Origin of the sequence: Thiorhodovibrio winogradskyi (assembly GCF_036208045.1) — a bacterium.
GTDB classification, from domain to species: domain Bacteria; phylum Pseudomonadota; class Gammaproteobacteria; order Chromatiales; family Chromatiaceae; genus Thiorhodovibrio; species Thiorhodovibrio winogradskyi.
Genome location: NZ_CP121472.1, coordinates 2,766,850 through 2,792,149 on the forward strand (window position 1 = coordinate 2,766,850; position 25,300 = coordinate 2,792,149).

36 protein-coding genes and 1 pseudogene are annotated in these 25,300 nt (G+C 62.8%); 24 read left to right on the plus strand and 13 right to left on the minus strand.

The window, feature by feature from the left end; all coding sequences use genetic code 11:
• Positions 1–10: 10 nt before the first annotated feature.
• The 7 genes and pseudogenes from Thiowin_RS12425 to Thiowin_RS12455 all read left to right on the plus strand — a co-directional run bounded on the left by Thiowin_RS12425 (position 11) and on the right by Thiowin_RS12455 (position 3,108).
• Positions 11–322: a hypothetical protein gene (locus Thiowin_RS12425; RefSeq protein ID WP_328983324.1), complete on the plus strand. Its 312-nt coding sequence runs from the start codon at positions 11–13 to the stop codon at positions 320–322.
• 96 nt (positions 323–418) lie between these two features.
• Positions 419–1,510 carry a DUF7146 domain-containing protein gene (locus Thiowin_RS12430; protein ID WP_328983325.1) on the plus strand — a complete coding sequence of 364 codons (1,092 nt, stop codon included), beginning with the start codon at positions 419–421 and terminating at the stop codon, positions 1,508–1,510.
• Between the two features lie 107 nt (positions 1,511–1,617).
• Positions 1,618–1,776: a hypothetical protein gene (locus Thiowin_RS12435; protein ID WP_328983326.1), complete on the plus strand. Its 159-nt coding sequence runs from the start codon at positions 1,618–1,620 to the stop codon at positions 1,774–1,776.
• A gap of 97 nt (positions 1,777–1,873) precedes the next feature.
• A pseudogene (locus Thiowin_RS12440) lies at positions 1,874–2,188 on the plus strand (JAB domain-containing protein); the annotation flags it as partial.
• Entirely contained in the window at positions 2,188–2,391 is a 204-nt protein-coding gene (locus tag Thiowin_RS12445) for a hypothetical protein (protein ID WP_328983327.1), read from the plus strand. The pseudogene Thiowin_RS12440 and the gene Thiowin_RS12445, both read left to right, overlap by 1 nt.
• Positions 2,392–2,515: 124 nt before the next feature.
• Positions 2,516–2,743: a DUF433 domain-containing protein gene (locus tag Thiowin_RS12450; protein ID WP_328983328.1), complete on the plus strand. Its 228-nt coding sequence runs from the start codon at positions 2,516–2,518 to the stop codon at positions 2,741–2,743.
• Positions 2,744–2,766: 23 nt separating this feature from the next.
• A complete protein-coding gene (locus Thiowin_RS12455) occupies positions 2,767–3,108 on the plus strand; it encodes a DUF5615 family PIN-like protein (RefSeq protein WP_408034077.1) in 342 nt (113 codons plus the stop codon).
• A 17-nt stretch (positions 3,109–3,125) separates the two neighbouring features.
• Here Thiowin_RS12455 and Thiowin_RS12460 read toward each other — a convergent pair whose 3' ends face one another.
• From Thiowin_RS12460 to Thiowin_RS12480, 5 genes are all read right to left on the minus strand, one after another.
• A complete protein-coding gene (locus Thiowin_RS12460; RefSeq protein ID WP_328983330.1) occupies positions 3,126–3,845 on the minus strand; it encodes a DUF6159 family protein in 720 nt (239 codons plus the stop codon).
• 177 nt (positions 3,846–4,022) lie between these two features.
• On the minus strand, positions 4,023–4,778 hold the full coding sequence (gene istB / locus Thiowin_RS12465) for an IS21-like element helper ATPase IstB (protein WP_328983331.1): 756 nt from the start codon (positions 4,776–4,778) through the stop codon (positions 4,023–4,025).
• A gap of 21 nt (positions 4,779–4,799) precedes the next feature.
• Positions 4,800–5,714 carry a Mu transposase domain-containing protein gene (locus Thiowin_RS12470; protein WP_328983332.1) on the minus strand — a complete coding sequence of 305 codons (915 nt, stop codon included), beginning with the start codon at positions 5,712–5,714 and terminating at the stop codon, positions 4,800–4,802.
• Between the two features lie 302 nt (positions 5,715–6,016).
• Entirely contained in the window at positions 6,017–6,280 is a 264-nt protein-coding gene (locus Thiowin_RS12475) for a hypothetical protein (RefSeq protein WP_328983333.1), read from the minus strand.
• On the minus strand, positions 6,277–6,714 hold the full coding sequence (locus Thiowin_RS12480; protein ID WP_328983334.1) for a hypothetical protein: 438 nt from the start codon (positions 6,712–6,714) through the stop codon (positions 6,277–6,279). The genes Thiowin_RS12475 and Thiowin_RS12480 overlap by 4 nt, the downstream gene beginning before the upstream one ends.
• A 466-nt stretch (positions 6,715–7,180) precedes the next feature.
• Here Thiowin_RS12480 and Thiowin_RS12485 point away from each other — a divergent pair, with 466 nt between their 5' ends.
• From Thiowin_RS12485 to Thiowin_RS12495, 3 genes are all read left to right on the plus strand, one after another.
• On the plus strand, positions 7,181–7,423 hold the full coding sequence (locus Thiowin_RS12485) for a hypothetical protein (RefSeq protein WP_328983335.1): 243 nt from the start codon (positions 7,181–7,183) through the stop codon (positions 7,421–7,423).
• 9 nt (positions 7,424–7,432) lie between these two features.
• Entirely contained in the window at positions 7,433–8,053 is a 621-nt protein-coding gene (locus Thiowin_RS12490; RefSeq protein ID WP_328983336.1) for a hypothetical protein, read from the plus strand.
• A gap of 302 nt (positions 8,054–8,355) precedes the next feature.
• Positions 8,356–8,940 (plus strand): Uma2 family endonuclease, encoded by a 585-nt coding sequence (locus Thiowin_RS12495; RefSeq protein ID WP_328983337.1) that lies wholly within the window; start codon positions 8,356–8,358, stop codon positions 8,938–8,940.
• A 179-nt stretch (positions 8,941–9,119) separates the two neighbouring features.
• Here the strand turns inward: Thiowin_RS12495 and Thiowin_RS12500 are convergent, their stop codons facing one another.
• The gene (locus tag Thiowin_RS12500) at positions 9,120–9,296 is read right to left on the minus strand and encodes a hypothetical protein (protein ID WP_328983338.1); all 177 of its coding nucleotides are present in this window, start codon (positions 9,294–9,296) and stop codon (positions 9,120–9,122) included.
• A gap of 120 nt (positions 9,297–9,416) precedes the next feature.
• Here Thiowin_RS12500 and Thiowin_RS12505 point away from each other — a divergent pair, with 120 nt between their 5' ends.
• Together Thiowin_RS12505 and Thiowin_RS12510 are read left to right on the plus strand one after the other, a co-directional pair.
• On the plus strand, positions 9,417–10,862 hold the full coding sequence (locus Thiowin_RS12505; RefSeq protein WP_328983339.1) for a potassium transporter TrkG: 1,446 nt from the start codon (positions 9,417–9,419) through the stop codon (positions 10,860–10,862).
• A 92-nt stretch (positions 10,863–10,954) separates the two neighbouring features.
• Positions 10,955–11,386 carry a DUF302 domain-containing protein gene (locus Thiowin_RS12510; RefSeq protein ID WP_328983340.1) on the plus strand — a complete coding sequence of 144 codons (432 nt, stop codon included), beginning with the start codon at positions 10,955–10,957 and terminating at the stop codon, positions 11,384–11,386.
• On the opposite strand, the gene Thiowin_RS12515 is transcribed toward Thiowin_RS12510, so the two are convergent.
• On the minus strand, positions 11,355–11,981 hold the full coding sequence (locus tag Thiowin_RS12515) for a cytochrome b/b6 domain-containing protein (RefSeq protein ID WP_328988073.1): 627 nt from the start codon (positions 11,979–11,981) through the stop codon (positions 11,355–11,357). The two genes, Thiowin_RS12510 and Thiowin_RS12515, sit on opposite strands and share 32 nt — an antisense overlap.
• Before the next feature lie 250 nt (positions 11,982–12,231).
• Between Thiowin_RS12515 and Thiowin_RS12520 the strand changes: the two genes are divergently transcribed.
• The 6 genes from Thiowin_RS12520 (at position 12,232) to Thiowin_RS12545 (ending at position 16,124) form a co-directional block, all read left to right on the plus strand.
• Positions 12,232–12,600 carry a DUF1924 domain-containing protein gene (locus Thiowin_RS12520; RefSeq protein WP_328983341.1) on the plus strand — a complete coding sequence of 123 codons (369 nt, stop codon included), beginning with the start codon at positions 12,232–12,234 and terminating at the stop codon, positions 12,598–12,600.
• A 16-nt stretch (positions 12,601–12,616) separates the two neighbouring features.
• On the plus strand, positions 12,617–13,168 hold the full coding sequence (locus Thiowin_RS12525; RefSeq protein ID WP_328983342.1) for a cytochrome C: 552 nt from the start codon (positions 12,617–12,619) through the stop codon (positions 13,166–13,168).
• Positions 13,169–13,191: 23 nt separating this feature from the next.
• On the plus strand, positions 13,192–13,521 hold the full coding sequence (locus tag Thiowin_RS12530) for a PepSY domain-containing protein (protein WP_328983343.1): 330 nt from the start codon (positions 13,192–13,194) through the stop codon (positions 13,519–13,521).
• Entirely contained in the window at positions 13,521–14,198 is a 678-nt protein-coding gene (locus tag Thiowin_RS12535; RefSeq protein WP_328983344.1) for a response regulator transcription factor, read from the plus strand. The genes Thiowin_RS12530 and Thiowin_RS12535 overlap by 1 nt, the downstream gene beginning before the upstream one ends.
• Before the next feature lie 25 nt (positions 14,199–14,223).
• Positions 14,224–15,594, plus strand: a complete 1,371-nt coding sequence (locus Thiowin_RS12540; protein ID WP_328983345.1) for a sensor histidine kinase — start codon at positions 14,224–14,226, stop codon at positions 15,592–15,594.
• A gap of 287 nt (positions 15,595–15,881) precedes the next feature.
• Positions 15,882–16,124: a hypothetical protein gene (locus Thiowin_RS12545; RefSeq protein WP_328983346.1), complete on the plus strand. Its 243-nt coding sequence runs from the start codon at positions 15,882–15,884 to the stop codon at positions 16,122–16,124.
• A 32-nt stretch (positions 16,125–16,156) separates the two neighbouring features.
• Here the strand turns inward: Thiowin_RS12545 and Thiowin_RS12550 are convergent, their stop codons facing one another.
• The 4 genes from Thiowin_RS12550 to Thiowin_RS12565 form a co-directional block, all read right to left on the minus strand.
• A complete protein-coding gene (locus Thiowin_RS12550) occupies positions 16,157–16,615 on the minus strand; it encodes a YaiI/YqxD family protein (RefSeq protein WP_328983347.1) in 459 nt (152 codons plus the stop codon).
• 25 nt (positions 16,616–16,640) lie between these two features.
• Positions 16,641–17,834 carry a DNA polymerase IV gene (dinB, locus tag Thiowin_RS12555; RefSeq protein ID WP_328983348.1) on the minus strand — a complete coding sequence of 398 codons (1,194 nt, stop codon included), beginning with the start codon at positions 17,832–17,834 and terminating at the stop codon, positions 16,641–16,643.
• Positions 17,835–18,040: 206 nt separating this feature from the next.
• The gene (locus Thiowin_RS12560; protein ID WP_328983349.1) at positions 18,041–18,865 is read right to left on the minus strand and encodes a DUF429 domain-containing protein; all 825 of its coding nucleotides are present in this window, start codon (positions 18,863–18,865) and stop codon (positions 18,041–18,043) included.
• A 74-nt stretch (positions 18,866–18,939) separates the two neighbouring features.
• On the minus strand, positions 18,940–19,497 hold the full coding sequence (locus Thiowin_RS12565; RefSeq protein ID WP_328983350.1) for a DUF427 domain-containing protein: 558 nt from the start codon (positions 19,495–19,497) through the stop codon (positions 18,940–18,942).
• Positions 19,498–19,727: 230 nt separating this feature from the next.
• On the opposite strand from Thiowin_RS12565, the gene Thiowin_RS12570 reads away from it, so the two are divergent.
• The gene (locus tag Thiowin_RS12570) at positions 19,728–20,186 is read left to right on the plus strand and encodes an NUDIX hydrolase (protein ID WP_328983351.1); all 459 of its coding nucleotides are present in this window, start codon (positions 19,728–19,730) and stop codon (positions 20,184–20,186) included.
• A gap of 20 nt (positions 20,187–20,206) precedes the next feature.
• The gene (locus tag Thiowin_RS12575; RefSeq protein WP_328983352.1) at positions 20,207–20,584 is read left to right on the plus strand and encodes a hypothetical protein; all 378 of its coding nucleotides are present in this window, start codon (positions 20,207–20,209) and stop codon (positions 20,582–20,584) included.
• Positions 20,585–20,616: 32 nt separating this feature from the next.
• Here Thiowin_RS12575 and Thiowin_RS12580 read toward each other — a convergent pair whose 3' ends face one another.
• Positions 20,617–21,381 carry a uroporphyrinogen-III synthase gene (locus tag Thiowin_RS12580; protein ID WP_328983353.1) on the minus strand — a complete coding sequence of 255 codons (765 nt, stop codon included), beginning with the start codon at positions 21,379–21,381 and terminating at the stop codon, positions 20,617–20,619.
• Between the two features lie 280 nt (positions 21,382–21,661).
• Between Thiowin_RS12580 and Thiowin_RS12585 the strand changes: the two genes are divergently transcribed.
• Entirely contained in the window at positions 21,662–22,114 is a 453-nt protein-coding gene (locus tag Thiowin_RS12585) for a DsrE family protein (protein WP_328983354.1), read from the plus strand.
• Between the two features lie 81 nt (positions 22,115–22,195).
• Entirely contained in the window at positions 22,196–22,321 is a 126-nt protein-coding gene (locus Thiowin_RS12590; RefSeq protein ID WP_328983355.1) for a hypothetical protein, read from the plus strand.
• 204 nt (positions 22,322–22,525) lie between these two features.
• Here the strand turns inward: Thiowin_RS12590 and Thiowin_RS12595 are convergent, their stop codons facing one another.
• Positions 22,526–23,176, minus strand: coding sequence for a peroxiredoxin (locus tag Thiowin_RS12595; RefSeq protein ID WP_328983356.1), 651 nt, complete (start codon positions 23,174–23,176; stop codon positions 22,526–22,528).
• Between the two features lie 470 nt (positions 23,177–23,646).
• Here Thiowin_RS12595 and Thiowin_RS12600 point away from each other — a divergent pair, with 470 nt between their 5' ends.
• A complete protein-coding gene (locus tag Thiowin_RS12600; protein ID WP_328983357.1) occupies positions 23,647–24,186 on the plus strand; it encodes a GNAT family N-acetyltransferase in 540 nt (179 codons plus the stop codon).
• An 11-nt stretch (positions 24,187–24,197) separates the two neighbouring features.
• Entirely contained in the window at positions 24,198–25,286 is a 1,089-nt protein-coding gene (gene rsgA, locus Thiowin_RS12605; protein WP_328983358.1) for a ribosome small subunit-dependent GTPase A, read from the plus strand.
• Positions 25,287–25,300: the final 14 nt, after the last annotated feature.

Genomic DNA, 25,300 nt, shown 5'->3' on the forward strand with positions numbered 1-25,300 from the left:
GGAGCCCCGCATGAAGCTTCGCTTCAATACCTGTGACTGCCGTTTGTTGTGGTCACGCTATGCCCAATCCCGCCGACCGGCGCTGTTACTGGTCAATGCCCGCTCGCCCGGTGACCTGATCGCCGTGGCCAGCGTGGAACTGCCTGGCGTCGATCTGGAGGTCAACGAGATCGCCATCAAGGACTTCGGCCCCAGTGCCGGGGCGCTGGAGGCGCTGCACGCGGCCTGGGTCATTTCCAAGCCGGTGCGCTTTGTCGAGGTTGGCAAACGCGCCATCCCGATCTGCAAGCTGTTGGTGGATGCCAAGAATAGAGTGCATTGATCGGGCCTGATGGCGAGATCCGCCGTGTCCTTGTTGTCTATTCCCGCCGGTGTCTGGTCTGTTCCAGCGCCGGCCTGTGCATTTTGGAGAGCCTTGATGAACCCGATTGAATCGGCGGACGTTCGCCAGGCGGTGCACCGTGTCGGCTGGTTGACCGTTTTGGACCTACTGGCCAGGCCAGCCCTTGAGGCGGCCTTGCAACGACCGGGACGCCATGGGCCGTGCCCGGTGCATGGCGCTGGTCAGGGCGATGGCTTTCGGCTGTTTCCGGATGTGGATCGTTCCGGCGGTGGCATCTGCGCGACCTGCGGGGCTTATCCGGATGGCTTTGCGCTGCTGGGCTGGCTGTTTGGGTGGTCGTTTCCCGAGGCGTTGAACCGGGTGGCTGGCGTTTTGGAGCTAACCAACGCGACACCGCCTTTGGCACGGCCTGCAGTGGTCGACCGGTCTAAGTTCCCTGTCTGCGTTTCCAAGCAGGCTGCCGACCAAGCCCGCGCCCGGCTGCGAGCGCTGTGGAATGAAAGCCTGCGGCCCGACCATCCTGGCGCGGTGGTTCTGCAGCGGTATCTGGTCCAGCGCGGACTCAGCGATGCCGATTTTGATCAACGGGTACTCCGGTTTCATCCGGGATTGCCCTATTGGAGCACGGCTGGAACTGACCGTCCCCTCTGTATGGGGCGGTTTCCGGCGATGCTGGCGTTGGTGTCCGCGCCGGATGGATCGGCCATGACGCTGCATCGGACGTATCTGCGAGAAGACGGCGCGGGCAAGGCGCCAATGCCGGCGCCCAAAAAACTGATGGCATCCGGCCAGAATCGCTCGCTCGTTGGCTCGGCCGTGCGGTTGTGCCCGGTCGAACGTGCAAAAACCCCGGCACTTGGCTTGGCCGAGGGCATCGAGACCGCGCTGGCCGTGCGCGCCATGACCGGCATGCCGGTCTGGGCGGCGCTGTCAGCGACCCTGCTCGAACGCTTCACGCCGCCGCCCGGCCTTCGCCGGCTGGTAGTCTGGGCCGACAAGGATCGCTCAGGTGTCGGCGAACAAGCAGCCCAAGCGCTTCAGCGACGGCTGCGTGCGTCGGTGGAGGTGCGCATCCGCGTGCCGCTCGCACCGATTCCGCCGCTGGCCCGTGGCGTCGATTGGGCGGATGTCTGGCAAGAATTGCCGGAATCACGTCTGGCGGCTTAACAGCGCGCGATCTTCACCGGGCTGTCAGCCGAAAGTCTTTTTTTCATCCCTTGGGGGACAGCGTCCCCAAGGGGGGCCTGTTTCCCGATTTTACTGGAGGAACAGTCATGCCCCGATCCACTCACAGTAAGTCCCAACGCGAATTGACAAAACAACGGCAAAAAGCCAATCGGTTTGCCGCCATGCAGACGGCGGACCTGACGCCCGATGAGCAAGATACGCTGGTCGCGCTGGCGCTGAAGACACCTTGTTCGCGCTGGCGCTGAAGGTGCTGGAGCCCAGGGTGAGCTATGACACCTTCACCGATGCCGCTGACACCATGGATGCTCTTGGACACTTGGGCGGCTGCGCTTCGCCGGGAAACCGAATGAAGTCTTCGCCGTGGCCTTTCTCGACAACAAGCACCGCTTGATCGCGCTGGAGGAGGTCTTTCAGGGCACCATCGATGGCTGCAACGTTTATCCCCGGGTGATTGCCCAGCGGGCACTGACGTTGAATTGCGCGGCCTGTTTGCTGGTTCACAACCACCCGAGCGGTAACCCAACCCCGAGCGGCGCGGATGTGCGCGTGACTCGTCGGATCAAGGATGCGCTGGGCTTGTTCGATATCACCCTGCTCGATCACATCATCGTCGGCGGTGAAGGCGCCCTGTCCTTGGCCCAGGAGGGTCAGCTGTAATGGCCAGGATCGAAGTCACCGCGGACTGTCCAGCACGACTGGCCGGATTTCTCGAAGGCGTCAGCTGGATCAATGACAGCGCGGTCTCCGTGCTCTCGGTGGACGACATCGCCTGCCGAGCGGTGCTGATCGATCAGGAACTGGATGACGATCACCACTGGCAACTCGGACCCGGGGCGCTGCTGTTCAAGACTGACGGGTAAACCCGAGCGATTCACGCGACTGGCGCCGGGAGGCGCCAGCGGGCACCCTTGTCCCTGACGCAACGGTTGGACGCGTCCCGTGAGACGGTTTAGCATGCCCAAGCCACATCAGCGGGAGTCCTCCATGTCACAACTTGAGCGCATCACTCTTGACCCGGATATCTGCCACGGCAAACCCTGCGTCCGTCACATGCGTTGGCCGGTTGAGGTGGTGTTGGACTTGGTCTCCTCGGGAATGAGCATGGATGAGATCCTCGCTGATCATCCTGAACTGGAGCGCGAGGATATCCGAGCTTGCCTGGCCTATGCCCGTTTACTGGTCTCCGGCGAACCGCTGCGACCCGCTGCCTGATGCGCGTTCTTTGCGATGTCCACGTGGCCTATCGTTTGGTCAGTCAGTTACGCGACATGGGTGTCGATGCCACCCATGTGAACCGTATCCTGGACGGATCGGAAACCCAGGACGCTGCAATTGCGGCCTACGTCGATACAAACGACATGTTGCTAATCACAAAAGATGGCGATTTTCGTGACAGCCATTTTCTGCGCGGAACGCCGAAGCGGTTGTTACGACTCGCTCTTGGGAACGTCTGTAACAGCGAACTCGTCACCCTGATCACGTCTTATTGGCCAGAAATCGCCAAAGTGAGCCAAGAGGATAGGTGTTACCTTGAATTATCCAGCGACGGGCTCATTCGTGCGTCGCCTTTATTCTGAACACCTGTCTCCCTGATTCATCGTTTGCGTGACTTTAGTGCCTGGCGCACCAACGTGTCGTCGAATTGCCCAGGGACCTCGCCTTCCTCGGCATAGACATAGATGGCCCCACGGATAATGGCATTGAGGGTCGCGCTGATGAGGGACAACAACGCGATCAGTGTCACGCCGGTGGCGATCGCTCCGATGATCAGCGCCGGCTGTTGGGTGCTTGCGGCCCAGAAGGCGGCGCCGAAAGTGGCGGCGAACAGAAGCAGCATGGGCAGGCCGATGATAACACCCAAGCCCACATTGAGGCTGAGTTGCTCGCCCCAGGTGCGCTTCAGGAGGGTGACGCTCTCCTTGATCGCCGCTATCGCTCCAATCCCTTTCGCGGCCAGGACGGGAATCACCAGAAAGGTCGCCACACTCCAGGCGAAGCCACCCAGGCTGGAGAGCAACAAGCCGATGCCCGGTTGCTGGTCGCGTCCGCGCAGCATTGACAGCAACAAACCCACGGTCGCGGCAATGCCAGAATAGCCAAGAATGACGCCCGCGCGTTGACGGGCCAAGGCCAAACCATCGGCGAAGCTTGGATCACCGCCGTGCAATCGCTCCAGCGTGCCGCCGAGAATCAGTGCCGAGAAGATCAGTATGCCGAGTCCCGCCAGCAGGGGATAGAGCAGAAACGCCTTCTCGGCACCGAGCACTGCGAGTGCGCTGCGAAACAGCGACCATGAGCGTGCGAAAACCGCCATCTGTGATTTCTCCTGCGACGTCTTGTCGCGTTTCTGGGGGGGCGACGCGTGCGATTCGCAGTTTACAGAATCGGCAAGTGTTAGCGCCGACGTGATTATGTCGCCAAACAGCCGGTTTGAAAGTGCAGCCGGCGCAAAGCTGCGTCACGCCGCCCATGGCGGGCGGCGAGCTGTGGTTCAGACCTCCACGCGATCCTTCATCCGATAGCTCGGTCCCTCGATGAGCACCGTCTCGGCATGGTGCAGCAACCGATCGAGCAGCGCCGAGGTGAGCGTGGCATCGTTGTTGAAGATTTCCGCCCAATCCTTGTAGGCGCGGTTCGAGGTGATGACGGTGGCACCCTGCTCATAGCGCTGGCTGAGGATCTGGAACAGTAGATCCGCACCGACCTTATCGATGGGCAAATACTTAAGCTCATCCAGGACCAGGACCGCCGGTTTGCGATAGCCCTCCAGCGCCTGTTTCAACCGCCCGGCGCGCTCAGCCGCCACCAAGGTATTGACCACCTCGATGGCGGTAGCAAAACGCACGTTGTAGCCCTTCAGGCACGCCTGATAACCCAGCGCCGTGGCCAGGTGCGTCTTGCCCACCCCCACGGTACCGAGGAAGACCACATTGCCTTTCTCAGCAACCCAATCGAGGCGAAACAAATGCTGCACCTGCTGGCGATTGATCGCCTTCGGCCAGCTCCATTGGAACTGCTCCAGCGTCTTGATCACTGCAAACCGCGCCTGCTTGATGCGCCGTTGTACACTGCGCTCGCGCCGCAGCGTCGTCTCCCCCTCGGCTAGTGCCGCCAGATAAGCCACATGATCCCAATGCGCGCGCGCCGCCTCCCCGGCTAGAGCGGTAAACTGCTCCAGCATGAACGACAGCTTCAAAAAGGCCAGTTGCTCGGCCAGTTGCTCGTTGGTGGATGTCTTGGTGGTCATTGGGCGGACTCCGGCGATGCGTCAGGGGTTTGATACAGACTCAAATCCGGCGCCGGCATCTCCAACTCCAGCAAATCCTGGCGCCGGGTCAAGCTCAGTGCCGCCGGTTCTGGTTGCAGCCGCGCCCGGCTCTCCAGCACATTGGCCACGTATTCGCGGCTGTTCGGCCTGATAGGTGAAGGCATCGTCCATCGCCCGCGCGGTAGCCTCCACGCCATAGATCTCGCTCAACGCCACGATCTTCTGGACATGATGCTCGGGGTTGAGCCGCCGTTCGGCCAGAGCTCTGTAGTAGGCCTCGGACCGCGGGGAGAGCGCCAGGAAGCGCCCCAACAGCTTTTGCGTGCGCGCCTTCTTGCGCTGCTCCAGCAAGGCTTTGGGATGATCCGGATGCTCAAAGTCCTGGTGGCGATCCCAACTGCGCGGATGGCGCGCGATCAGCCGCTCCCCGTCATAGACGCACAAGCGATCGGGATAGGCCTTCAGCGTCAGCAAGCACCCGGCATACTGAGCCGGCACCGAATAGCGATTGGTCTCCCAGCGCACCCGAAAGCTTGATGAGGCGCGCACCTGCACGATATTGGCCACGTCATAGGGCTGCTGCGGCCCCGCCTGCAGCGCTGAGCGCTCCTCGGCAAAGCGATCGACCGGGCGCTGATGGGTCTCGCCATGCTCACGAACATTGGCAATGCCATCCATCCACAGCCGTACCGCCGGGTTGAGGGTCTTAAAATCTGACACATCCAACCCGTTGAGGAAATTTTTCTTCACATAGCCAACGCCCGATTCCACGCGGCCTTTTTCGTTGCCCTTGCCCTTGTTGCAGGCAATGACCCGAAAGCCATGATGGTTGGCAAAATCCAGATAGCGCGGATTGAACACCGGCGCCTCCCCGGTGATGCGGCGCAAGACGGCAGACTTGAGGTTATCGACCATGATCTTGTGCGGGATGCGGTTGCCGAAGAAGACAAAGGCGTTCTGATGACAGGCCAGGAACTGCGACCCTGATCACCATCGGGGTCTGACTAAGCGTGAACTCGACATAGAGCATGCGGCTGTAGCTGAGCACCATCACAAACAGCGACAGACGCCGGCGGGTCTGGCCCACCGGGACAGCGTCCCACACACCCCAGTCCACTTGCGCGCATTCCCCAGGAGCAAACGACAAAGTGAGAAAGGCCGGGGTGCGCGGTGGGCGGACCTTGTGCACATACTCTTTGACGATACTGATCCCGCCGCTATAGCCCTCCTCCTCGCGCAGGCGCTGAAAATACCTGCTGGGCGCTGTAGCGATGCGCTTCCAGCCAGCGGCGAATGGTGGCCTTGTGCGGGTCGAGCTTGCTCGCGCGTGCCTGCGCTTGGCGCGGGCGAAAGCGCTCTTCGGCGAGCCACTTGCTCACCGTGCGCACGTCCAACTGCAAGGCCTCGGCGATCTGGGTGGCGTTCAGACCACGTTGGTCGTGATGCTCACGGATAGCACAGAAGGTCTGGTAGTCGATCATGACACCATCTCCCGGAGGATGGCTCGCAGGGCGCGCAGCTCGCCGCGGGCAGCGCCTGGTGGTGACGGCGCCGGACGCGCGGGTGAGCGACCGGCCGGCACTGTCGATGCGGGCTGTGCCACGGTGGCCGCGACGCCATCAAGGGAGAGCACCTGATAGAGCGGCGCGGCAAAGGCGATCAAATCGGCGCCGATGAGCGCGGCACGCGCCGCGCGCACCTGTGCCTCTGGCCAGCCAAGGTGCGCGGCGATGGCGCCATCGCCGTAATAGCTCAGCCCCTCGGCATCGGCCACCGTGACCAGAAACAAATACAGCGCCAGGGCGTGCGCCCCGCAGCGGCCAAGATGGCGCTCACGCACCAGGCGCTGGTCGACCCAACTGAACTGGCGTGGCACCCGGCGGCGCCGGGCAGGAATCAACAGAGTCTTGTGCATCGCTTGGTTCTCCAACATTGGGCGTCCCGCCACTGAGAATGTCCTGGCCTAATTGTTGGAACCGCCGCGCGCTGCGCGCGATGTCTTTTTTTATGCCGAGCCGGTTAAGTTGGCGATAAGTCCAATGAGAACAATCTCTTGCGCGCCCAAGAGATCTTGTAACGCGTTGCTGTTTAAGTGCTCTGAATCGCTATTTATTTCAGCCACTTGCGCCGCGCAGTCGTCTTGTAACGCCCCCGCCCCTTGTGCCGGGCGGGCGCGGGCGTAGCCGGGGTGCTTCGCCCGCCAGTCACGCACGCGCTCCACATTGGACGGGCCGCGGAAATAGTCGCGGTTGGCTGCTTTATCCAGCCAGCGCCGCTGACTGGCCGCTTTGCTGGCACGGCGACATTCGCCCTTGCCGCAGTAACGCTAGTGGTGCACGTTGCGCGCGTCAGGATGGAATAATTCACCGCAGTGCAAACACTTGCGCCGCCTTCGTCGTTTCACTTGGGGGTCCTCCACGTTACCCCAAGCATGGCCAATATCAGCGGGCTTCACCGCCCAAGACGACGCCGAAGAAAAGTCAGAACAAGCAGGGAATGCAGAAGAAGAGAAAGAGGAAGAGGAAGAAAAGAATAAAAAAAAAGGAGGGAAAAGAACACGGAGAAGAAAATCTTCTCTACATGTTCAAGCCGACCACTGGGTTACATTTTCAGGTCGGCGCTGACACAAGGCCATGCTCTGGGATGACTCTCAGATCCGCCCGCTGATCGATACCCGTGAGCTGTGGCGCGAAGAGAAACAGCTTCCGGATGATGACCCCTCCAAACCCATCACCCGCCCACTCAACCCCCAGCGCGCCGATACCATCGTATATACCGAAAAAGGTTCGCTCCATTGCATTTGCCCCGCCACCGGCGAACAACGCGACCTCGCCTTTCAGGGCTTTGAGGCGGATCGCAATGCCCTGAAATACCGCTGCCCAGCGGCGGCCTATGATCTGAACTGCCAAGGGCGAGATCAGTGCCACCAGGCCGGTGGGGTCGCTCCTGGAACCTACGGGCGCATCGTGCGCGTTAAGCTCGACGAACAAGACCGGCGCATCTTCGTGCCCACCCCACATGGCAGCCCAAGCTGGCAGCGCGGCTACAACGCGCGCAGCGCCCTGGAGCGGATCAACAATCGTATCGACCGCCACTTCGGCTTTGAGCTGCACTTTATCCGTGGCATTGCCAAGATGACCACCCGCGTCGGGCTCGCCCTGGCGGTGATGATGGCCATGGCCGTGGGGCACATCAAACAGGGCCGACCCGAACAGATGCGCTCGCTGGTGCAGCCGATTCCCGCTACCGGCTAGCCCGGCTTAACCCCTCTCTGGCGAGCCCACCTTAAAATCGGAACAGCGCATCCGAGGCGAGCGCTTGCCTGCCATTCATTGCAGATGAGAATTATTATTATCTATAGATCTCCGGCGAGGCATTTTCGCGCTTTACCGCCAGTTGGAGCGCGCGAACGCAATGCCATCACCGCCGGTTCTTGCCCGTGATTGCCCAAAAAACGAGACAGCGCAAATGTCCCATATTTACGACGCATTGCTTTTATCCCCCTGAAAGAATAGGATTTCGAGCCTCTTTGTCCGCATCGACTTGAGGTTCCACCATGGCTGTTGTCGTCGCTGAACCCACCCTTGAGGAAGCACGCCCCATCTTTCGCCTGGGCGTGGATACCTACCATCAAATGATTTCCACCGGTCTCTTTGATGAAGATGATCGCCTTGAACTCATCGACGGAGAGCTGCGAGCCATGACGCCCATCAACCCCGATCATGCCGGCAAGAACAAGCGACTGAACCGACTGCTCAACCAGCGCGTCGGTGACAAGGCTCTGGTGGCTGTGCAGGATCCACTCACCTTGGCACCGCATTCGGAGCCCGAGCCGGATCTGATGCTGCTGCGCCCGCGCGATGATTATTATGAGGGCGCGAATCCGACGCCCGCCGATACCCTGCTGGTGATTGAAATTTGCGACAGCTCGCTGCGTTACGACCGCGAAGTCAAGGTGCCACTGTACGCCGCTCAAGGTGTCCCCGAGGTCTGGCTGGTGGATCTTCAGCACCGCCGCCTGGAACTCTATCGGGAAGCCTCCGCCGATGGGTATCGGCTGATGTTGCGCCCCGCGCCGGGCGAGGTGGTCGCGCCGGTGTTGTTGCCAGATGTGCGCCTGCGCGTCGATGAACTCTGGTAGCCTTTTCTTTTGGGCGGTAAGCACCAGGTTCTTTTCCACCTCCAGCACCGATCCCCGCCGTCACGGAACGCCCATGGTCGTCGTTCTTCGGCAGCTTCAGCCAAAAAACACCTTGCTCGCCGTGTAGCCAATGCGTACCTTGGCTCGGGTGGCGAGGAAGAAGCCCAGCGCCAGCACTTTCATGACTTCCTCGGCGCCCAGGCTGCGCCCGAAGACGTGATGCTGTGTGCGTCGCCGGAAGAAGGCCCGGGTCGCCAGCAGAGGATATTGGCCTCCAGTTCCTCGCCGATGGCCACCACCGCCACGTCGTGGTTGCCGACGCCGGCCTCGCGCAGGGCCTGTTCGTCGTGCCCCATGCGACTGGGCAACCGCCGTCCGCTCCGACCCGCGCGACGCAGTGCGTTCGCACTGAAGGATCGCCGTGGCGGTAGAATCCTCGCTCGTCTCTTTAATCATCGGATGTCGAGTCACCGGCCATGCATTGGCGCGCGATTTTTCGCCTGTTCGGCGTGCTGTTTTTGTTCTATAGCCTGAGCTTTCTGCCGTCGCTGGGCATCGCCTGGCTGTATCACGACGGCCAGATCCAGGTGTTCGCGGCGTCCTGGCTGCTGTCGGCGATCCTGGGGGTGCTTTTGTGGCTGCCCAATCGCAATGATCCGCGGGCGCTGTCGGTGCGCGAGGCCTTTTTTGTGGTGACGCTCTTCTGGGCGCTGCTGGGAGCCATTGGTGGTCTGCCTTTCGTGCTGGGGCTGCATCTGTCTTTTACCGACGCGGTGTTTGAGTCCATCTCCGGTTTCACCACCACGGGCGCCACCGTCATCATTGGGCTTGATGCCTTGCCGGCGTCGATTCTTTATCACCGCCAGCAGATCCAATGGCTCGGCGGCATGGGCATGATCGTGCTGGCGGTGGCCATTTTGCCGCTGATGGGCGTGGGCGGCAGTCAGCTGTATCGCGCCGAGTCCTCCGGGGTGGCCAAGTTCGAGAAGCTCACCCCGCGTATCGCCGAGACCGCGCGATCGCTGTGGGGACTCTATGTCGGCCTGACGCTGGCCTGTGCGCTGGCCTTCTGGGGCGCGGGCATGACGCTGTTTGATGCCGTCGGTCATGCTTTCGCGACTGTCGCCACCGGTGGATTCTCCACCCATGATGCCAGCATGGGCTGGTTTGACAGCCCGCTGATCGAGAGCATTGCCATTGTCTTCATGCTCGCCGGCGGGGTGAACTTCGCGGTGCATTTCATTGCCTGGCAGCGGTTCGATCCGCTGGCCTATGGACGCGATCCGGAGGTGCGGGTCTACGGCTGGCTATTTCTCGGCGGCAGTCTGTTCGTGGCGCTGAGCCTGCTGTGGACGCGCGCTTACACCGGCTTTGGCGAATCCCTGCGCCACAGCGCCTTTCAGGTCGCCTCCATCCTCACCAGCACCGGCTTTGGCACCGCCACTTTCGGCGATTGGCCACGACATATTCCGCTCACCCTGATCATTCTGTCGTTCATCGGTGGCTGCATCGGCTCGACCGCCGGCGGCATGAAGGTGCTGCGGATTCTGCTCATGACCCGTCAGGGCTTGCAGCAATTGTTTCATCTTGCCCATCCGCGCGCCCAGATCAGCCTCAAGCTCGGCGGTCGCCCGGTGGATCAGGACACCCAGTTTTCCATCTGGGGCTTCGCGGTGCTCTATACCTCCGTGAGCCTGCTGCTGACTGTGGGGATGATGGCGCTGGGGCTGGATTTCATCAGCGCGGTCGGCGCCGTGGCGGCGACCATCAATCTGCTCGGGCCGGGGTTGGGCGAGGTGGCGTCGACCTTCGCCACGGTCGATGACGCGGTGAAATGGCTGTCGGTCTTCGCCATGCTGGTCGGGCGCCTGGAGGTCTTTACCCTGCTGATTTTGTTCCTGCCGGCTTATTGGCGGGGGTGATACCGGCGCCCGGGAATCATCCATTGAAACAGTCGCTGTTCGCCATATCCTGTCCCGCACGAAATTGTCCAACCACAATCGGAGCGTCTTCAATGATCCAATCTAACGCGCAACTGACCCGACAGGCACTGCTTGTTCTGCTGCTGATGCTGGCTGTTTCGCCAGCCACCTTCTCCGCTGAACAGGGCTTGGCGCAACGCACCAGCCCCTATTCGATCCCAGACACCCTCGACCGACTCGAAGCCCTGTTGCAGGAGAAAGGCGTCACCGTCTTTGCCCGCATTGATCACAGCGCCGGCGCCCAGGAGGCCGGACTCGAACTCCCGCCCATGCAACTGCTGATCTTCGGCCACCCCAAGGCCGGCACGCCGCTGATGCGGGCCGCGCCCAGCAGCGGTCTGGATCTGCCGCTGAAGGTGCTGGTGTGGGAGGACGCCGACGGACAAGGGCGTCTCCCAGCTTTCCAGGTCGGACGTTTCGCGCACGAGGCGTTTATTCCATTTCTTGGCGCTTGTAGCCGCTGATCATGCCGCCGATCAGATTCTCGTGATGCAGCAGACTGGAGGCCAGCACCCCGGCCACGTGGATTAGGATCAGACCGAGCGAGACATTCGCCAACACCTCATGGGTCTCTTCCAAAACCTCACCCAAGAAGGGTGGCAGGCCACGCATCACCCCGGCCAGCGGGCCGGCGAACTCCTCGGCGCCATAGAGCGCCAGACCGCTGATTCCGGTGGCAGCGACACTGATCAGGAGCAGCACGATCATGGCGCCACCCGCCGGGTTGTGGCCCAGATAACGCGGCGCCCGCAAGCGCACAACATCACGTAGATACGCAAGCACAGCCCCTGGGCCGCGCACAAAGTCGCTGAAGCGCGCATGGCGCGTGCCTATCAGCCCCCAGATCAGGCGTACACTGATGAGGGCGAGCACCAGATAGCCGGCCCAGACATGGACGCCGAGCAGGTCGTCCTCGACGATAAAGGCGGTGGCAAATCCGGCCACCAATGACCAATGAAAGATCCTGACCAGCGGATCCCAGACGCGAACCCGCTTAGGGGCGTCGCTGCGGGAGCTGTTGGCAAGGGTGGCGGTGTCATTCGGTGCGTTGTTCGACATGCTTGGGTTCGACATGCTTGGGTTCTCCGGTTCAGGTTTGATGGTCAGTATCCCGGTGCGGGCGTCTCGGCGCCCTGACTGGGAAGATTCACGAACAGCGAGACTAACCAAGCGCGCCTGACCGAAGACTGACGCGGGCTGTCAGCCTTTTGTCAGGGTGCGCTCGCTAGGCTATCGGCACAGTCTGCAAGGACCACCGCAAAGATCCGGTGGGAGCCAGGCTGAGAGCCAACCAACGGAGAACCAACCAATGAAACGACAGCTTGCCACTGCCCTGCCCACAGTCCTGTTCAGTGCCAGCATGCTGATCCTGCCTGCCACCCCCTGTGCGGCCGATCCCGCCGCTGGAGCAGCCGGTTGGCTCAAGGAATACCCCCAGGCCGATGGTTCCAAGCCGCGCAGTTGCACGACCTGTCATGGTCGCGATCTGACGCAACCGGGACAGCATGCCAACACCGGAAAGGTCATCGAACCCCTGGCCCCCTCGGTGAATCCGCGGCGTCTCACCGATTCAGCCAAAATCGAGAAATGGTTGCGGCGCAACTGTCGCTGGACCATCGGGCGCGAGTGCACCGCCGACGAAAAAGCCGATTTCATTGCCTACATCAAGACCCAATAAGCCGGAGAATCGACACATGAGTCCCTTTTTATTCAAATCCGTTCTGACACTCCTGATCACCGGCAGCTTGGCGATGAGCAGCACCCAATTGGCGTTCGCCGATGATGATGACGACGACAAGCACGAACGCGACGACAACAGCTTATTCGAGTTGCGCCAGACGCCGGTTGTCAACGCCACCTATCGTGAGGAGTGCGGTTCCTGCCACATGGCCTATCAGCCCGGCCTGCTCCCGCCGCGGGACTGGGCCCGGATCATGGCGCCGGATGCACTGATCAATCATTACGGCGACGATGCCAGCCTATCCGAGCAACCGCGCGCAGAGATCAGCGCCTTTCTAGGCGCCAATGCAGCCAACAATCCGGGCGCGGTCTCTGGTGGTCTGCCTCGCATCACCGCAAGCGCCGCTTTCAAGCATGAGCATGACGAGATACCGGCCCGCCTGGTGACAGCGAACCCGGAGGTCAACAGCTTTAGCCAGTGCAGCGCCTGCCATCAAAAAGCCGCCGAAGGCAATTATGACGAACGCTGGATCGACATTCCGGGCCATGGTCCCTGGAAGGATTGAGTCCAGACGCCAAGCACCGAACCATGATGCCAACCTCCGCGATGCGCGATGTCATCCGCATGGGCCTCCTGTGCCTGTTCAGTCTTCAGGTGAGTGCCGACACTCAGGCGGATCACCAGCGCGCGCGCGCGGCGCGTTTGCGCGGCGAGATCCGGCCGATCGCCGAGATCCTGCATCAGATCGGCGCACAGGTACCGGGGGAGGTCATCGGGATCGAACTCGAACGCGACAAGCACGCCGGCCAGCGGGTCTGGATCTACGAATTCAAGATCCTGACCCCGGACGGGCGCCGGTTGGAGGTTGAGATCGACGCCCGCGAGGGTGAAATCCTGGAATTGGAGGATGAGGACTGATGCGCCTGCTCCTGGTGGAAGACGACGATCAGGTCGCCGAGACGGTGACGGCCGGTCTGACGGCCGCCGGCTTCCTGGTCGAGCGCGCGCGCGACGGGCGCGATGCCTGGTTCATGGGTGATACCGAACCCTATGCCGCCGCCATCCTCGATCTTGGGCTGCCCGGGCTCGATGGCTTGTCGGTGCTGCGTCAGTGGCGCGCTGCCGGTCAGCGGCTGCCGGTGTTGATTCTGAACGCGCGCGGTGACTGGACCGAGCGCGTTGAGGGCATCGAGGCCGGCGCCGATGACTATTTGCCCAAACCCTTTCGGCTCGAAGAACTGCTCGCGCGCGTGCAGGCCCTGATTCGCCGCGCCGCCGGACAGCCAGCGCCCGTCCTCGTCCATGGTCTCTTTCGGCTGGATACCCTACGCCAGAGCTTGAGCCGCGATGGGCAAGCCATTCATCTCTCGCCGCAGGAATACCGTCTGGTCAGCTATCTGATGCAGCAGGCCGGGCGCGTCGTCTCGCAACAGGAATTGACCGAGCAGCTCTATGCCCAAAATTTTGAGCGTGATTCCAATTCGGTGGAAGTGCTGGTCGGGCGGGTCAGGCGCAAGCTGGGCGCCAAGCTGATCCAGACCCGGCGCGGTTTTGGCTATCTGATCGAGACAGATGACGCCGCGCCCACCTCATGATCGCCAACCCGGAAATTAACCTCGCATGAGACGCCGATCACTGCGGTTGCGACTCTGGCTCGCTGCCCTGATCTCGATCACCCTGGCCCTGCTGATCGCCTGGCTCGGGCTGGCTAATCTCTTCGAGCGCCATGTCGAGCGTCATCTTGGCGCTGAATTGGAGGTGCGGCTCAATCAACTCGCCGCCGCCGTCGAGATCGCCCCCGACGGCTCGATTCGTCTGACCCAGGAACCCCGGTCTCCCGCTTTCGCGCAACCCCTGAGCGGCCACTACTGGCAGATCGACCGCCTCGGTCAGGCCGGTGTGCTGCGTTCGCGCTCGCTGTGGGATGAGGTCCTCACTCTGCCAAAGGATGTACTCACCCCGGGCGTGGTGCATGCCCATCGTCTATCGGGGCCGGACGGACAGTCGCTGCTGGTGCGCGAGCGAAGCATCCGGGTCGGATCAGGCCCCGCGGCCGTCGAACTGCGGTTGATTCTCGCCCAGGATCGCGCCGAACTCATCCGTGCCCGCGCCAACTTCGCCGCCGACATGCGTCCCTATCTCGGACTCATCGCGCTGTTGCTGACCCTGGCGACGCTGATCCAGATCCAGACCGGGCTGGCGCCCCTGGAAGCCTTGCGCAGCGAGATCGGCGCCGTTCGCGACGGGCGCGCCGCACGGCTCGCGGCACAGGCGCCCGCTGAGGTCCAGCCGCTGATCGCCGAACTCAATGCCCTGCTCGAAGCGCGCGCAAGCTCCGTCGAGCGGGCGCGTGCCTGGACCGCCGATCTCGCCCACGGCCTCAAGACGCCGCTGAGTGTCCTGGCTGCCGATGCCGAGCACTTGCGTCAGGCCGGCCAGCCGGCCCTGGCCGAGGACCTTGATCAACTCGCCCTGACCATCCGTCGGCGCGTCGAGCGCGAGTTGATCCGCGCGCGTGTGCGCTCCGGTCATCCGCCGCACAACACGCGCACCGAGGTGGTCGAGAATCTTGAGCGCTTGCTCCGCACCCTAGGGCGCACGCCCGCTGGCGAACGCATCGACTGGCACATCCTGGCCCCGGATCGGGTCGAGGTGGCGCTGATAGCTGGGGATCTGCTCGAACTGCTCGGCAATCTGCTGGAAAATGCCGCGAAATGGGCCGGTGAACGGGTCGAGATCCAGGTATTGACCTCAGCGGACGGACGGGTCGAGATCCGGATTGCCGACGACGGTCATGGCGTCGCGCCCGCGCACTGGTCGCGCCTCGGCGAGCGCGGCCTGCGACTCGACGAGCAGCAGGCGGGCACCGGCCTGGGGCTGGCCATCGTGCGCGACGTGGTCGAGGCTTATGGCGGCACGCTCGGCTTCGGTCGCGCTGAGTTGGGCGGCCTGTTGGTTTGGGTCAGACTGCCGGGGATGCTATCCGCCTGAACCCGGCTCGTCGATCCCCAGCCCACGACAGCGGCCGACGCGAGCGACCGGTGGCTGGGGAGTGAGGAGTGGGGAGTGGACCAGGTGTGGTCGGTCTGCGACCAGGCAATAAGCTAGCCAACCAGCATTGCTCTTGGCTTGTGAACGGAATCCGCCAGCAGACTTGAAGCGCGGCCGGGTATTTGGTGGCCTGCCAACTGCTGAAACAACCCGAAAGATTTCTCGGCCGGAGGGGGGTCTTTGCAGGTATGCCTCCCACCCAAACCGCCACCCGAGGATCTTTGCGCGTGAACTGCCGATCCTTCCGTCGTCATCTGCTGATCGATCCCCGGCATCTCGATGCCAGCTTGCGCGACCACGCCGCTCGCTGCTCGTCCTGCGCGCAAGCCCTGGAGCGCGCGCTGGCGTTCGAACGCCGGCTGGCGAATGCCGTGCGACGGGAGTATGAGGAGGTCGCCGACGGCGAGCGCCGCGACGGTGCTGATCACGACCCGGGTCACAACCCTGGTCCCGACCAGAGGTCCGTTTGAGCTCTCTCCCCTATCTATTGGCGCGGCTGACGCTAGCTATTGGCGCGGCTGACGCTAGCCATGATTTTGTCGAGGTGACCAGCAAAGGCCTTGCGATCACTTTGGCTCAAGGCCGGTGGTCCTCCTGTGTTGATGCCGCTGGCTCTGAGTGTCTCCATGAAGTCGCGGACATTCAGTCGTGCGCGTATGTTCTCGCTGGTGAACAACTCGCCGCGATGACTCAGGACCTGGCCGCCCTGCTCGATGACGGCGGCGGCCAGGGGGATATCGCTGGTAATCACCAGATCGCCGGCTGCGATCTTGTCGAGAATGGCTTGGTCGGCAACATCGAAACCGGATCGCACGCGCAGGCTTTTGATGAAGCGCGACGGCGGGGTTGGCAGTGCCTGATTCGCCACCAAGGTGAGAGGAATCCGGCAGCGCTCGGCGGCGCGGAACAGGATGTCCTTGATCACCTGCGGGCAGGCGTCGGCATCGACCCAGATGTGCATCGGTTTGGCTACTCCGTAAACATCGTCAGTTATCCTGATGATGGAGGTGGAGCCCGCGCTGAATGGCCTCGGCGCCAAAGCGGTGGCGGATGGCGTCGAGCGTCTCCGTTAAGCCTTTGTCCGCGGGATTGCGCCCGGTCTCGGCGGTCTCAAACAGATCAAGCTGCTGGCCGGTGGTGGGTTGCGACCAGCCGGAGAGTCCCAGGCCGATTAGTCGCACGGGCCTACCGATCCAGTTGGCTTCGCTCGCGAGCAGTGACCACGCAATCCGATAAAGATCCCGCTCATCCGCTGTCGGCACCTTGCGCGAGCGCGAGCGGGTATGGGTCTCGAACGGAAAGAAGCGAATCTTCAGGGTGACCACCCTTCCCAGGTGGCCGGTCTGGCGCGCGGTCCAGGCGACCTCGCGCGCGGCCCAATGCAGCGTTTCTTCCAGCACCCGGGGATCGGTGACATCCTTGGGGAAGGTCGTCTCCTTGGAGATCGACAGGCGCTCCCGATCCGGGTAAAGCCGGTCATCGGCAATGCCGCGCGCCTGATAATAGAACTGGGTACCGGCCCGCGCGCCGCACTGCCGGCGCAGGGTCTCCAGCGACAGCTCCCGCACATCGCCAAGGGTCTTGACGCCGAGTCGGGCCAGGCGAGGCGCGGTCTTCACCCCCAGACCGCGCAGGACGCTGAAGGGCATGGGGGCGAGGAAGTCGGCCACCTGCTCCTCCAGCACCACCGTCAAGCCATCCGGCTTGTGGCAGTCGGAGGCGAGTTTGGCGATGAGCCGGTTGGGACCGATGCCAATGGAAGCGGTCAGTCCCACGGCCTGCCGGATCCCGGTCTTGATCCGCGCGCCGATCACCTCTGGCGGCCCGACCAGGGCGGTCAACCCGGTGATGTCGAGATAGGCTTCGTCAATGGAGACGCGCTCGATCTCTGGGGAAAAAGCCGCCAGCACCGCCATGATCTGCTCGGACACCCGCGCATAGTGCGCCATGCGCGGGCGCACATAGATTGTCTCGGGCGGCAGCCGCCGCGCCGCCTGGGTGATCGACATGGCCGAATGCACGCCGAAGCGGCGCGCCTCGTAAGAGCAGGTCGCGACCACGCCGCGCTGGCCCGGCTGAGCGCCGACCACCACCGGGCGCCCCTGCCACTCGGGATGGTCGCGTTGCTCGATGGCCGCGAAGAAGGCATCAAGATCGACATGCAGGATCAGGCGTGGCATGGATGAAACTGGTCGCGAGGATTCTGGCGATGATAATCCCCAGCCGCCCGGCGGCGCGATGCGATGACCCTCTCAGGATGTTAGCGGAATGATGGTTCGCGACTTCAAGCGACTCAGGCGGAGTACTTGGTTGTTGGTCGGACATCGACGGATCATTCTCCTGCGCGCCGGGCCGGTCAAGCCGAGATGCGATTTGGGTCTGGCGATCAACCCCGCGCATGCGGATCGGCGATCCAGCCCTCAAGCGGATCGATCATTCTTGGCAGGGTCAACTGGCCAGCGCCGTCCGCCCATTGCGTCCAAGCCCAGGCGGCCTGGATGGCGCAGAGCAAGGCGTCGAGGTGATCACCCGATGGGTCATCGGCCAGATGCGCGGGGGCTGTGACCTCCAGACCATAAGCGGATCTTGTCGCCCCGTCCAGAATCGCGGCCAGCAATGCACGGCGCGCATGCTCGCGCTCCGGGCTGTGCAGCTTGGGATTGTCCTGCTTGTAGGAGCGTCGTCCAATCAGTTGGCGTGCGAGCAGGCCAGGATAGGCTTCGACGCAGATGCGCCGGGGATCGCCAACCTGCACACCGGGAATGCTCACACCGGCGCGCAACAACCTGGGCGCGCCCTCGAAGAACATCAGACCAACCGGGGTACCATAAAGCTTCTGCGGGCTGATGGCGCCGGCGAGGCGATCCGTGGCGCGCCGATGCTCCTTGTCGCCCACGGGCCGCTGGGCGCGATAGTCATCAAGCGCCTGGCGAAAACCCGCGCGGCCCAAGTTCTCAGCATGACGCACATAGCCCGACCAGGTTAGCGGCCAGCCGATGTTGGTGAGAAAGATGCGCGACTGGCCGAAGGGAAAATCCAGTCCGGCGATCCAGGGTCCGGGCTGCGTCAGGAAGGATTCAAAGGACACGAAGTCGCGCCAGCACGCGAGCGCTCCGGCATTGAGCCGCTGCCCTTTCAACTGGCATTGCAGACAGGTGATGGGCTTGGCTCGACGCGGGCGGCTGGTGAAATCGATGCCGTAAACTTGCATCCTTCTGCGCTTGTGAATGCCTGCGGGGAAAGCCAGGGAAGTCTAAACTGCCGGATATCGGTCAGCCCAACGGCTTACCAATGCCCAGTACCGGGCTCGCCCTTGAATGGTCCGACCACGTCATCGGTGATCCAGCCACCATAATAACCACCGGCCTGGGGTCGCACGCGTTCATCGCCGACAAAACAAGCAAGCCGCGCCGGGTAGCAGGAGAAATACCCGGCGATCAGGGCAGCCTCGTCCCAGGCTTGGGGATAGCGCCACAGCGCATCACGGATTAGGCCATCCGGGCCTTTGACATGGAAATACTCCGCCTCGCCTTTCCATTCGCACAGGGTGTGGCGCTCCGAGGGTTCCAGCAGTGAGTGATCGACAGCCTCGGGCGGCAGATAGACACTCGGCGGGCTGCCGGTTTCCAGGGCGCGGATGGCCGATTCGGTGACGGCGATACGCAATTCCCCGGCATGGACAGTGATTCGGCGGTCATCCGGTTGGTAAATTGGCGGACGGGGGTAATCCCAGACCGACTCCTGGCCTGGTCCGGGAACTTGCGCAAAGGGCGGCCGTTGCTGGCCGCGATACTGCCAGGCAGCGCGGGCGGCTTGTAAATCGGATCGAGTGTTGGGCATCATCTGTGATCTCGGCTCTGGTGGATGGGCCTTTGTTTGTGGATTTTGGGCGGATGTTGCGATAAGCAAGATGCCAAGCCTGATGGCTGGCGGTCGGCGGCAGAGAAGCCCGTCGTTTGGGTCAAGGGGTTGCCTCGTGCCAGTGCCTTGACCGGCCAGGCGGGCGATATGCCCGCGTGCGTCGGAGCACGTCGGAACAAAGGTGTGCGCGGCGGCCACTGCGGAGGTTTTCGATGCCAAAACCTGAAACACCGCTGTTGACAGCGGACATCATCATTGAACTCACCGACCGGCCCGGTCGGCCCATCGTGTTGATTGAACGGCGTTACCCGCCGCTTGGCTGGGCCATTCCCGGCGGCTTTGTCGACATCGGGGAGCGCATCGAAGCCGCCGCCGTTCGCGAGGCGCTGGAGGAAACGGCCTTGCCGGTCAGGTTACGCGTGCTGCTGGGTCTGTATTCCGATCCGGCGCGCGACCCGCGGGGACATACGGTCAGCGCCGTCTATGTGGCGGAGGCGAGCGGAGAACCCCAGGCGCAAGACGATGCCCGCCACTTGGCGGTCTTCGCGCCGGAGGCACTGCCCGAGCCGCTTGCGTTTGATCATGCGCGGATTCTCACTGATTACCGGCGCTATCGCGACAGCGGCCAGATCACGCCGCTGTGGTCGCCGCTCCCCCTCGACAAAGCCTGAGCCTCGCGCACGCCGTTATCATGCCCACCCTATTTTCCATCATCGAATCCCCTGGCCATCCGCGACTGGAGGATCTCTACCAGCGCCTCGGCATCGAGCAGGTGAAGCTCAACTCCCAGCGCAAGGCACTGCAAGCGCTGAAGAAGACCGCACCCGACTGGGTGGTGGCGGAATTCTTTTATGGATTTGGCAACAACTACGCCGGGGCCAATGTCAGCAATCTGGATGTCTTGCTCGCCACATTGCGCAAACAGGCGCCGGCGGCACGGGTGATCGTGCTAGTCACCAAGGATCAGGCCGGTTATGTTCCCTTGCTGGCTGAGCGCTTCCCCCTGCATGCGGTCCTCAGCCTGCCGGTGGCCGAGGCGGACATGGAAGCGGCGCTGACGCACCCATGAAGCGATCATCGCCTGCAACTGCCTGCGCTTCCTTAGGCAGGCACAGGGCGACAACACAAGGCCGCAAGGATTGCTTCATCCGAGGCGCGCCCGGCGAGCACGACATCGCGAAATCCCAGCGAGCGCGCGGCCTCGGCGGTGCGCTTGGCGATAACGACGAGCGGGGTGACCAACAGCCGCTCGCGCCCCGCCGGCCCCAGGATGGCCATCAGATTGCGCAGAATCTGCTCGCTGGTCACAGTGACCCAGTCGACCTCCTCGGACCACCGCGCCAGCAGCGGTTGCGGATCGACCTCGGGACAACGGCGACGATACACCTCGGCAATACTCACACGCGCGCCGCGCTGGCGCAGGGTCTCGGCCATCAGCCCGCGACCGCCTTCTCCGCGCACGATCAAGACCCGCTGTCCGTCCATTCTCGCCAGCTCGGGCAGCGCCATTACCTCCTCGCTCTCGAAGCGCCCGCTTGGCGCCAGGTCGGCGGTTCGACCAGTGGCCTGGAGCGCCCGCGCCGTGCCGCCGCCGACCGCCGCGACCCGCTCGGCGTGCAGCCAGGGTTGACAATCATCGACCTGCGCATGGGCGAAGGTCACCGCATTGGGGCTGACGAAATAGACCAGATCCCAGTGCTCGGCCAGGAGCGTCTGGGCGGCTGGATTCCGCGTCGGTTCGATCACCAGAACGGGAAAGCGCAGGGCACGCCCGCCTGCCGCCTCAATGAGCCGACACAGGCCCTCTGCCTGATGCGCTGGTCGGGTGACCAGAACGCCGCGGCCGCGCAGGTTACAAGGGTTCACAGAAGTTGGCGGAACATTTCAGGTAGAACGGCCCGGTTTGGAGCCATGTTGAAAGAAATTCTGGCATCATGAACCTCGTTGCGTCCGGTGTTTGCGCCGGCGCCATCGGAGCAAGGCGGCGTATTTATTGCAGGACTCCGGCAAGACTTTATGGAAACCCTCTGCCGATACAGACCAACTCACCGGCGGATTTCGCCTTCAGCCCACAGCCCGGATGATCCGACGCTCGCCTGCCCTGTGTGAGCTTGAACCCCAAATCCTGATGAAAGAGAGTCCTGTTATGATGAAAAAGCGGTTGGTTTCAATGCTTCTGATCTTGATTGTCCTCGGCTCGGCGCCTGTCGCGAGCGCCGGAGAGGTCGATGGCGGCTTGTTCGTCAACCTGACCACTGATGATACCTGGGCCGCGGCGAAAGCGATCCTTTTCGCCCACGAGAAAGTCTTGAAGCGCGGCTACAAGCCCGTGGCCATCTGGCTGAATGTGCGCGCCATCTATCTGGCCGACAAGAAGCGCGCATCGCATGTCCATGGGCTGATGAAGGAGCAAGGCCGCTCGATCCAGGACATGCTGCGGGCGTTCATGGCCGATGGCGGAATGGTCATTGCCTGCATGGCCTGCGCGCAAGCCGCCGGGCTGACGGAAGCCGACTTCATCGCGGGCGTGCGGATGGGCAACCCGGACCTGGTGACGGGGCTGCTGTTTGACCCGAAGGTGAAGACACTGTCTTGGTGATTGTGCTGATACCTGCTGATTCTGAGCGCAAATCTGGATTATCTTTGGTTCGGCGCCACAAGCTCCCTGGGCGAGCCGCCGATGAATCCTATCCAGGGACTCCTTGGCGCGGCGGTGTTCAGCGCTTTTAGCCTGTTCCTGTTCGGCTGGGTGACAATTCCGGCCGGCGCTCTGCTCGGCTGGCTGATGAATCGCCAGCCGCATTGACCGCTGTTCTGAAGGTCCCGGCGCTGCGGCCATGATCGCGATCCAAACTGGCCCGGACAAAGCGCGCGGTCGTCTGCGGCAGCTCGCTATTCACCGGCTTCACCCTGGCTGCCAGGATCATCGGCTTGGTCAAAGCGCCGGCGACCTCGACAAGTATCCCAGCCAGGAGACCTGGCCGGGACATTGCGTTAACAATAACCGCGATCAGAGCGACTTCTTGCAGAAGTACCAGTCAACACACTCATACTCGCCGCTGGCCACGCGGGCATTAGCCTCCTCGACACTGCCCGGCGGCGGGACAATGACTTTATCACCCGGTTGCCAGTTCTCCGGTGTGGCGACTTTGTTGGCGTCCGAGGTCTGCATGGCCTTGACCAGGCGCAGGATCTCATCAATGGAGCGGCCGTTGCTCATCGGGTAATAGAGCATGGCGCGCAGCACGCCCTCGGGGTCGATCACGAAGGTGGCCCGCACCGCCGAGGTGTCGCTGGCGCCGGGCTGGATCATGCCGTAGGCCTTGGCCACTTGCATCGACAGATCGGCAATGATGGGGAAGCCGATCTCGACATCGAACTTCTCCTTGATGTTGCGCACCCAGGCGACATGGCTGTAATGGCTGTCAATCGACAGGCCGAGCAACTCGCAGCCAATGGCCTGGAAATCCGCGTGGCGGCGGGCAAAGCCCATGAACTCCGTGGTGCAGACCGGGGTGAAGTCCGCTGGGTGGGAGAACAGCACCAGCCAGTGACCGCGATAGTCTTCAAGCGTCTTGCGCCCATGGGTGGTGGGTGCATCGAAGGCCGGCGCGGCTTCGTTCAAGCGCGGCATGGTGGGAATGGTGGTGTCAGTGCTCATGATCAGTCTCTCCTGTTTCAATCCGTGGTTGTTTCGGCGTTGGCCTCCTGCGAGGTTGAGACTAGGTTAGCGGGCGGAGCGAACAGGCTGAAGTTGTTTGTTCCGATCAGGGTGATCGGCGCAAGCAATTGAGTTTTCGCAATTCTTTGGCTTTGCCCGTGAAATCATCTGGCATTCAGGATGGACGGAAAATGCGAGTGCCAACGCCCGTCTCGGGCGGACGAACGGGCGTTGACGCGCTGCGCTGGTCCTCGACTTTGGCATCCTGACAGCCCGTTTTGTTGAACAATGCGGCGAAGCTGGTTGAGGCATTGAGTCGCCTAAAATGACGGCGCGCGCGCAAGGATCCTCCGGCTGTCCCAGTCGCCAATCGCGGAGTGCGGCTCAGACATCGCTGAGGGTCAAAAAGCAGTTGACTGGACCACCTCGCGGCCTAACAGTGTCTGCCTTTTTCGATCAGGAAGAATCCAATGCACTTTTCAACCGCCGTCACAGGACGCGAAGACGCCATCCTGGACCTGTTCAAGGCGAGCTTCACCGCCAGCGAAGGCCCAGAGGAAGGCGCGCTGATTGCCGGCCTGGTGCGCAACCTGCTCAGCAACACGCCGAAGCCGGATCGCCGTGTCGTCACCGCCGAGGCGCGGGGTCGCGTGGTCGGCGGCTGCGTCTTTTCCCGGCTGATCTACGCCAACGACAAGCGGACAGTCTTTGTGCTAGCCCCGGTCGCCGTGGCGAGCGATCTGCAGCGCCAGGGGATCGGCCAACAGTTGCTGACCCATGGCTTGGCGATAATGCGCGAAGCAGGCGTCGACATCGTCATGACCTACGGGGACCCCGCCTACTATGCCAAGGTCGGTTTCCAACCAATCCGCGAGGCGGACGCACCAGCCCCCTTCCCCCTGACACAACCCGAAGGCTGGCAGGGGCAGTCCTTGACAGCGCAGACACTGACGCCGCTGCAAGGCCCGTCGCGCTGCGTCCCCGCTTTGAACCAGGCGGTTTTTTGGTAGAGATCTTCAGGATGACAACTGACAATCACGCCGAAGTCCCCAACACCCAGCCCGCCAATGCGCCCGATTTGCCGCTTCAGGCACTCGCCGCCTTCGGCTGGGAGCCCTTCTTCGCGCGCCAGGTCAGCCTGGAGGCGCTCTTTGACACCCCGCCGGTGCGCGTCGTTGCCGTGCATCGCAGCGGTTTGGAGGTGGTCGGTCCCGACATCGATGCGCTCATCCCACCGCGCGCCGACGCCACCGTTGGAGACTGGCTGCTGCTGGATCGCGCCCGAGCGCACGCCAGCCAACTTCTGGCGCGCAAGAGCCTGATCAAGCGCCGTGCGCCGGGGACCAACCGGCAAGAGCAGCTGATCGCGGCGAACATCGACACGGTGTTCATCGTCAGCTCCTGCAATCAGGATTTCAACCTGGCCCGCCTGGAGCGCTATGTCGCGCTGGTCTTTGAGGCTGACATCACCCCGGTCATCGTCCTGACCAAGGCCGATCTTGCGGTGGATGCGGCCTCTTGGATTGCTGCCGCCAGCGCTGTCTCGGCGCGCGTGCCCGTGGTGGCGCTCGATGCGCGCAGCGTTGAACCGCGCCAGGTGCTGTCGCCCTGGTGTCAGCCCGGGCGGACGGTCGCCTTTTTGGGTTCCTCCGGGGTCGGCAAATCCACCCTGACCAACGCCCTGGCCGGCGCCGATTTGATCGCCACCCAGGCCATCCGCGAGGACGACGCCAAGGGGCGCCATACCACCACGGCGCGCGCGCTGCATCGCGTCCCCGGCGGCTGCCTGGTGCTCGACACACCGGGCATGCGCGAATTGCAGCTGACCGACGCCGCCTCCGGCATCGCCGAAACCTTCGAGGACATGGAAGCTCTGGCCGCGCACTGCCGGTTTGCCGATTGCCAGCATGAAGCCGAGCCCGGCTGTGCTGTGCGCGCGGCTATCGACGAAGGCCGTCTGGACCCAGCGCGGCTGCGGCGCTGGCGCAAGCTGATCGCGGAGGATCGCTTCAACTCCGCCAGTCTCGCCGAGCGCCGGTCACAAGACCGCGCTTTCGGCAAGATGGTAAAAAACACCATGAAGGATATTAAGGCGCGGCGGCGATCCTGATTCCGCTGCTCAGC

Bases quoted from the DNA above. Each gene is read 5' to 3' on its own strand.
- Thiowin_RS12540 (WP_328983345.1), top strand. From the start codon at position 14,224: ATGAGACGCCGATCACTGCGGTTGCGACTCTGGCTCGCTGCCCTGATC.
- Thiowin_RS12470 (WP_328983332.1), bottom strand. From the start codon at position 5,714: ATGGTCGATAACCTCAAGTCTGCCGTCTTGCGCCGCATCACCGGGGAG.
- istB (WP_328983331.1), bottom strand. From the start codon at position 4,778: ATGACCACCAAGACATCCACCAACGAGCAACTGGCCGAGCAACTGGCC.
- dinB (WP_328983348.1), bottom strand. From the start codon at position 17,834: ATGCCACGCCTGATCCTGCATGTCGATCTTGATGCCTTCTTCGCGGCC.
- Thiowin_RS12590 (WP_328983355.1), top strand. From the start codon at position 22,196: ATGAATCCTATCCAGGGACTCCTTGGCGCGGCGGTGTTCAGCGCTTTT.
- Thiowin_RS12530 (WP_328983343.1), top strand. From the start codon at position 13,192: ATGATGCCAACCTCCGCGATGCGCGATGTCATCCGCATGGGCCTCCTG.
- Thiowin_RS12565 (WP_328983350.1), bottom strand. From the start codon at position 19,497: ATGATGCCCAACACTCGATCCGATTTACAAGCCGCCCGCGCTGCCTGG.
- Thiowin_RS12430 (WP_328983325.1), top strand. From the start codon at position 419: ATGAACCCGATTGAATCGGCGGACGTTCGCCAGGCGGTGCACCGTGTC.
- Thiowin_RS12520 (WP_328983341.1), top strand. From the start codon at position 12,232: ATGAAACGACAGCTTGCCACTGCCCTGCCCACAGTCCTGTTCAGTGCC.
- Thiowin_RS12595 (WP_328983356.1), bottom strand. From the start codon at position 23,176: ATGAGCACTGACACCACCATTCCCACCATGCCGCGCTTGAACGAAGCC.
- Thiowin_RS12460 (WP_328983330.1), bottom strand. From the start codon at position 3,845: ATGGCGGTTTTCGCACGCTCATGGTCGCTGTTTCGCAGCGCACTCGCA.
- Thiowin_RS12535 (WP_328983344.1), top strand. From the start codon at position 13,521: ATGCGCCTGCTCCTGGTGGAAGACGACGATCAGGTCGCCGAGACGGTG.
- Thiowin_RS12570 (WP_328983351.1), top strand. From the start codon at position 19,728: ATGCCAAAACCTGAAACACCGCTGTTGACAGCGGACATCATCATTGAA.
- Thiowin_RS12505 (WP_328983339.1), top strand. From the start codon at position 9,417: ATGCATTGGCGCGCGATTTTTCGCCTGTTCGGCGTGCTGTTTTTGTTC.
- Thiowin_RS12475 (WP_328983333.1), bottom strand. From the start codon at position 6,280: ATGATCGACTACCAGACCTTCTGTGCTATCCGTGAGCATCACGACCAA.
- Thiowin_RS12550 (WP_328983347.1), bottom strand. From the start codon at position 16,615: ATGCACATCTGGGTCGATGCCGACGCCTGCCCGCAGGTGATCAAGGAC.
- Thiowin_RS12490 (WP_328983336.1), top strand. From the start codon at position 7,433: ATGCTCTGGGATGACTCTCAGATCCGCCCGCTGATCGATACCCGTGAG.
- Thiowin_RS12560 (WP_328983349.1), bottom strand. From the start codon at position 18,865: ATGCAAGTTTACGGCATCGATTTCACCAGCCGCCCGCGTCGAGCCAAG.
- Thiowin_RS12585 (WP_328983354.1), top strand. From the start codon at position 21,662: ATGATGAAAAAGCGGTTGGTTTCAATGCTTCTGATCTTGATTGTCCTC.
- Thiowin_RS12480 (WP_328983334.1), bottom strand. From the start codon at position 6,714: ATGCACAAGACTCTGTTGATTCCTGCCCGGCGCCGCCGGGTGCCACGC.
- Thiowin_RS12435 (WP_328983326.1), top strand. From the start codon at position 1,618: ATGCCCCGATCCACTCACAGTAAGTCCCAACGCGAATTGACAAAACAA.
- Thiowin_RS12500 (WP_328983338.1), bottom strand. From the start codon at position 9,296: ATGGGGCACGACGAACAGGCCCTGCGCGAGGCCGGCGTCGGCAACCAC.
- Thiowin_RS12450 (WP_328983328.1), top strand. From the start codon at position 2,516: ATGTCACAACTTGAGCGCATCACTCTTGACCCGGATATCTGCCACGGC.
- Thiowin_RS12600 (WP_328983357.1), top strand. From the start codon at position 23,647: ATGCACTTTTCAACCGCCGTCACAGGACGCGAAGACGCCATCCTGGAC.
- Thiowin_RS12515 (WP_328988073.1), bottom strand. From the start codon at position 11,981: ATGTCGAACAACGCACCGAATGACACCGCCACCCTTGCCAACAGCTCC.
- Thiowin_RS12495 (WP_328983337.1), top strand. From the start codon at position 8,356: ATGGCTGTTGTCGTCGCTGAACCCACCCTTGAGGAAGCACGCCCCATC.
- Thiowin_RS12425 (WP_328983324.1), top strand. From the start codon at position 11: ATGAAGCTTCGCTTCAATACCTGTGACTGCCGTTTGTTGTGGTCACGC.
- rsgA (WP_328983358.1), top strand. From the start codon at position 24,198: ATGACAACTGACAATCACGCCGAAGTCCCCAACACCCAGCCCGCCAAT.
- Thiowin_RS12445 (WP_328983327.1), top strand. From the start codon at position 2,188: ATGGCCAGGATCGAAGTCACCGCGGACTGTCCAGCACGACTGGCCGGA.
- Thiowin_RS12525 (WP_328983342.1), top strand. From the start codon at position 12,617: ATGAGTCCCTTTTTATTCAAATCCGTTCTGACACTCCTGATCACCGGC.
- Thiowin_RS12575 (WP_328983352.1), top strand. From the start codon at position 20,207: ATGCCCACCCTATTTTCCATCATCGAATCCCCTGGCCATCCGCGACTG.
- Thiowin_RS12510 (WP_328983340.1), top strand. From the start codon at position 10,955: ATGATCCAATCTAACGCGCAACTGACCCGACAGGCACTGCTTGTTCTG.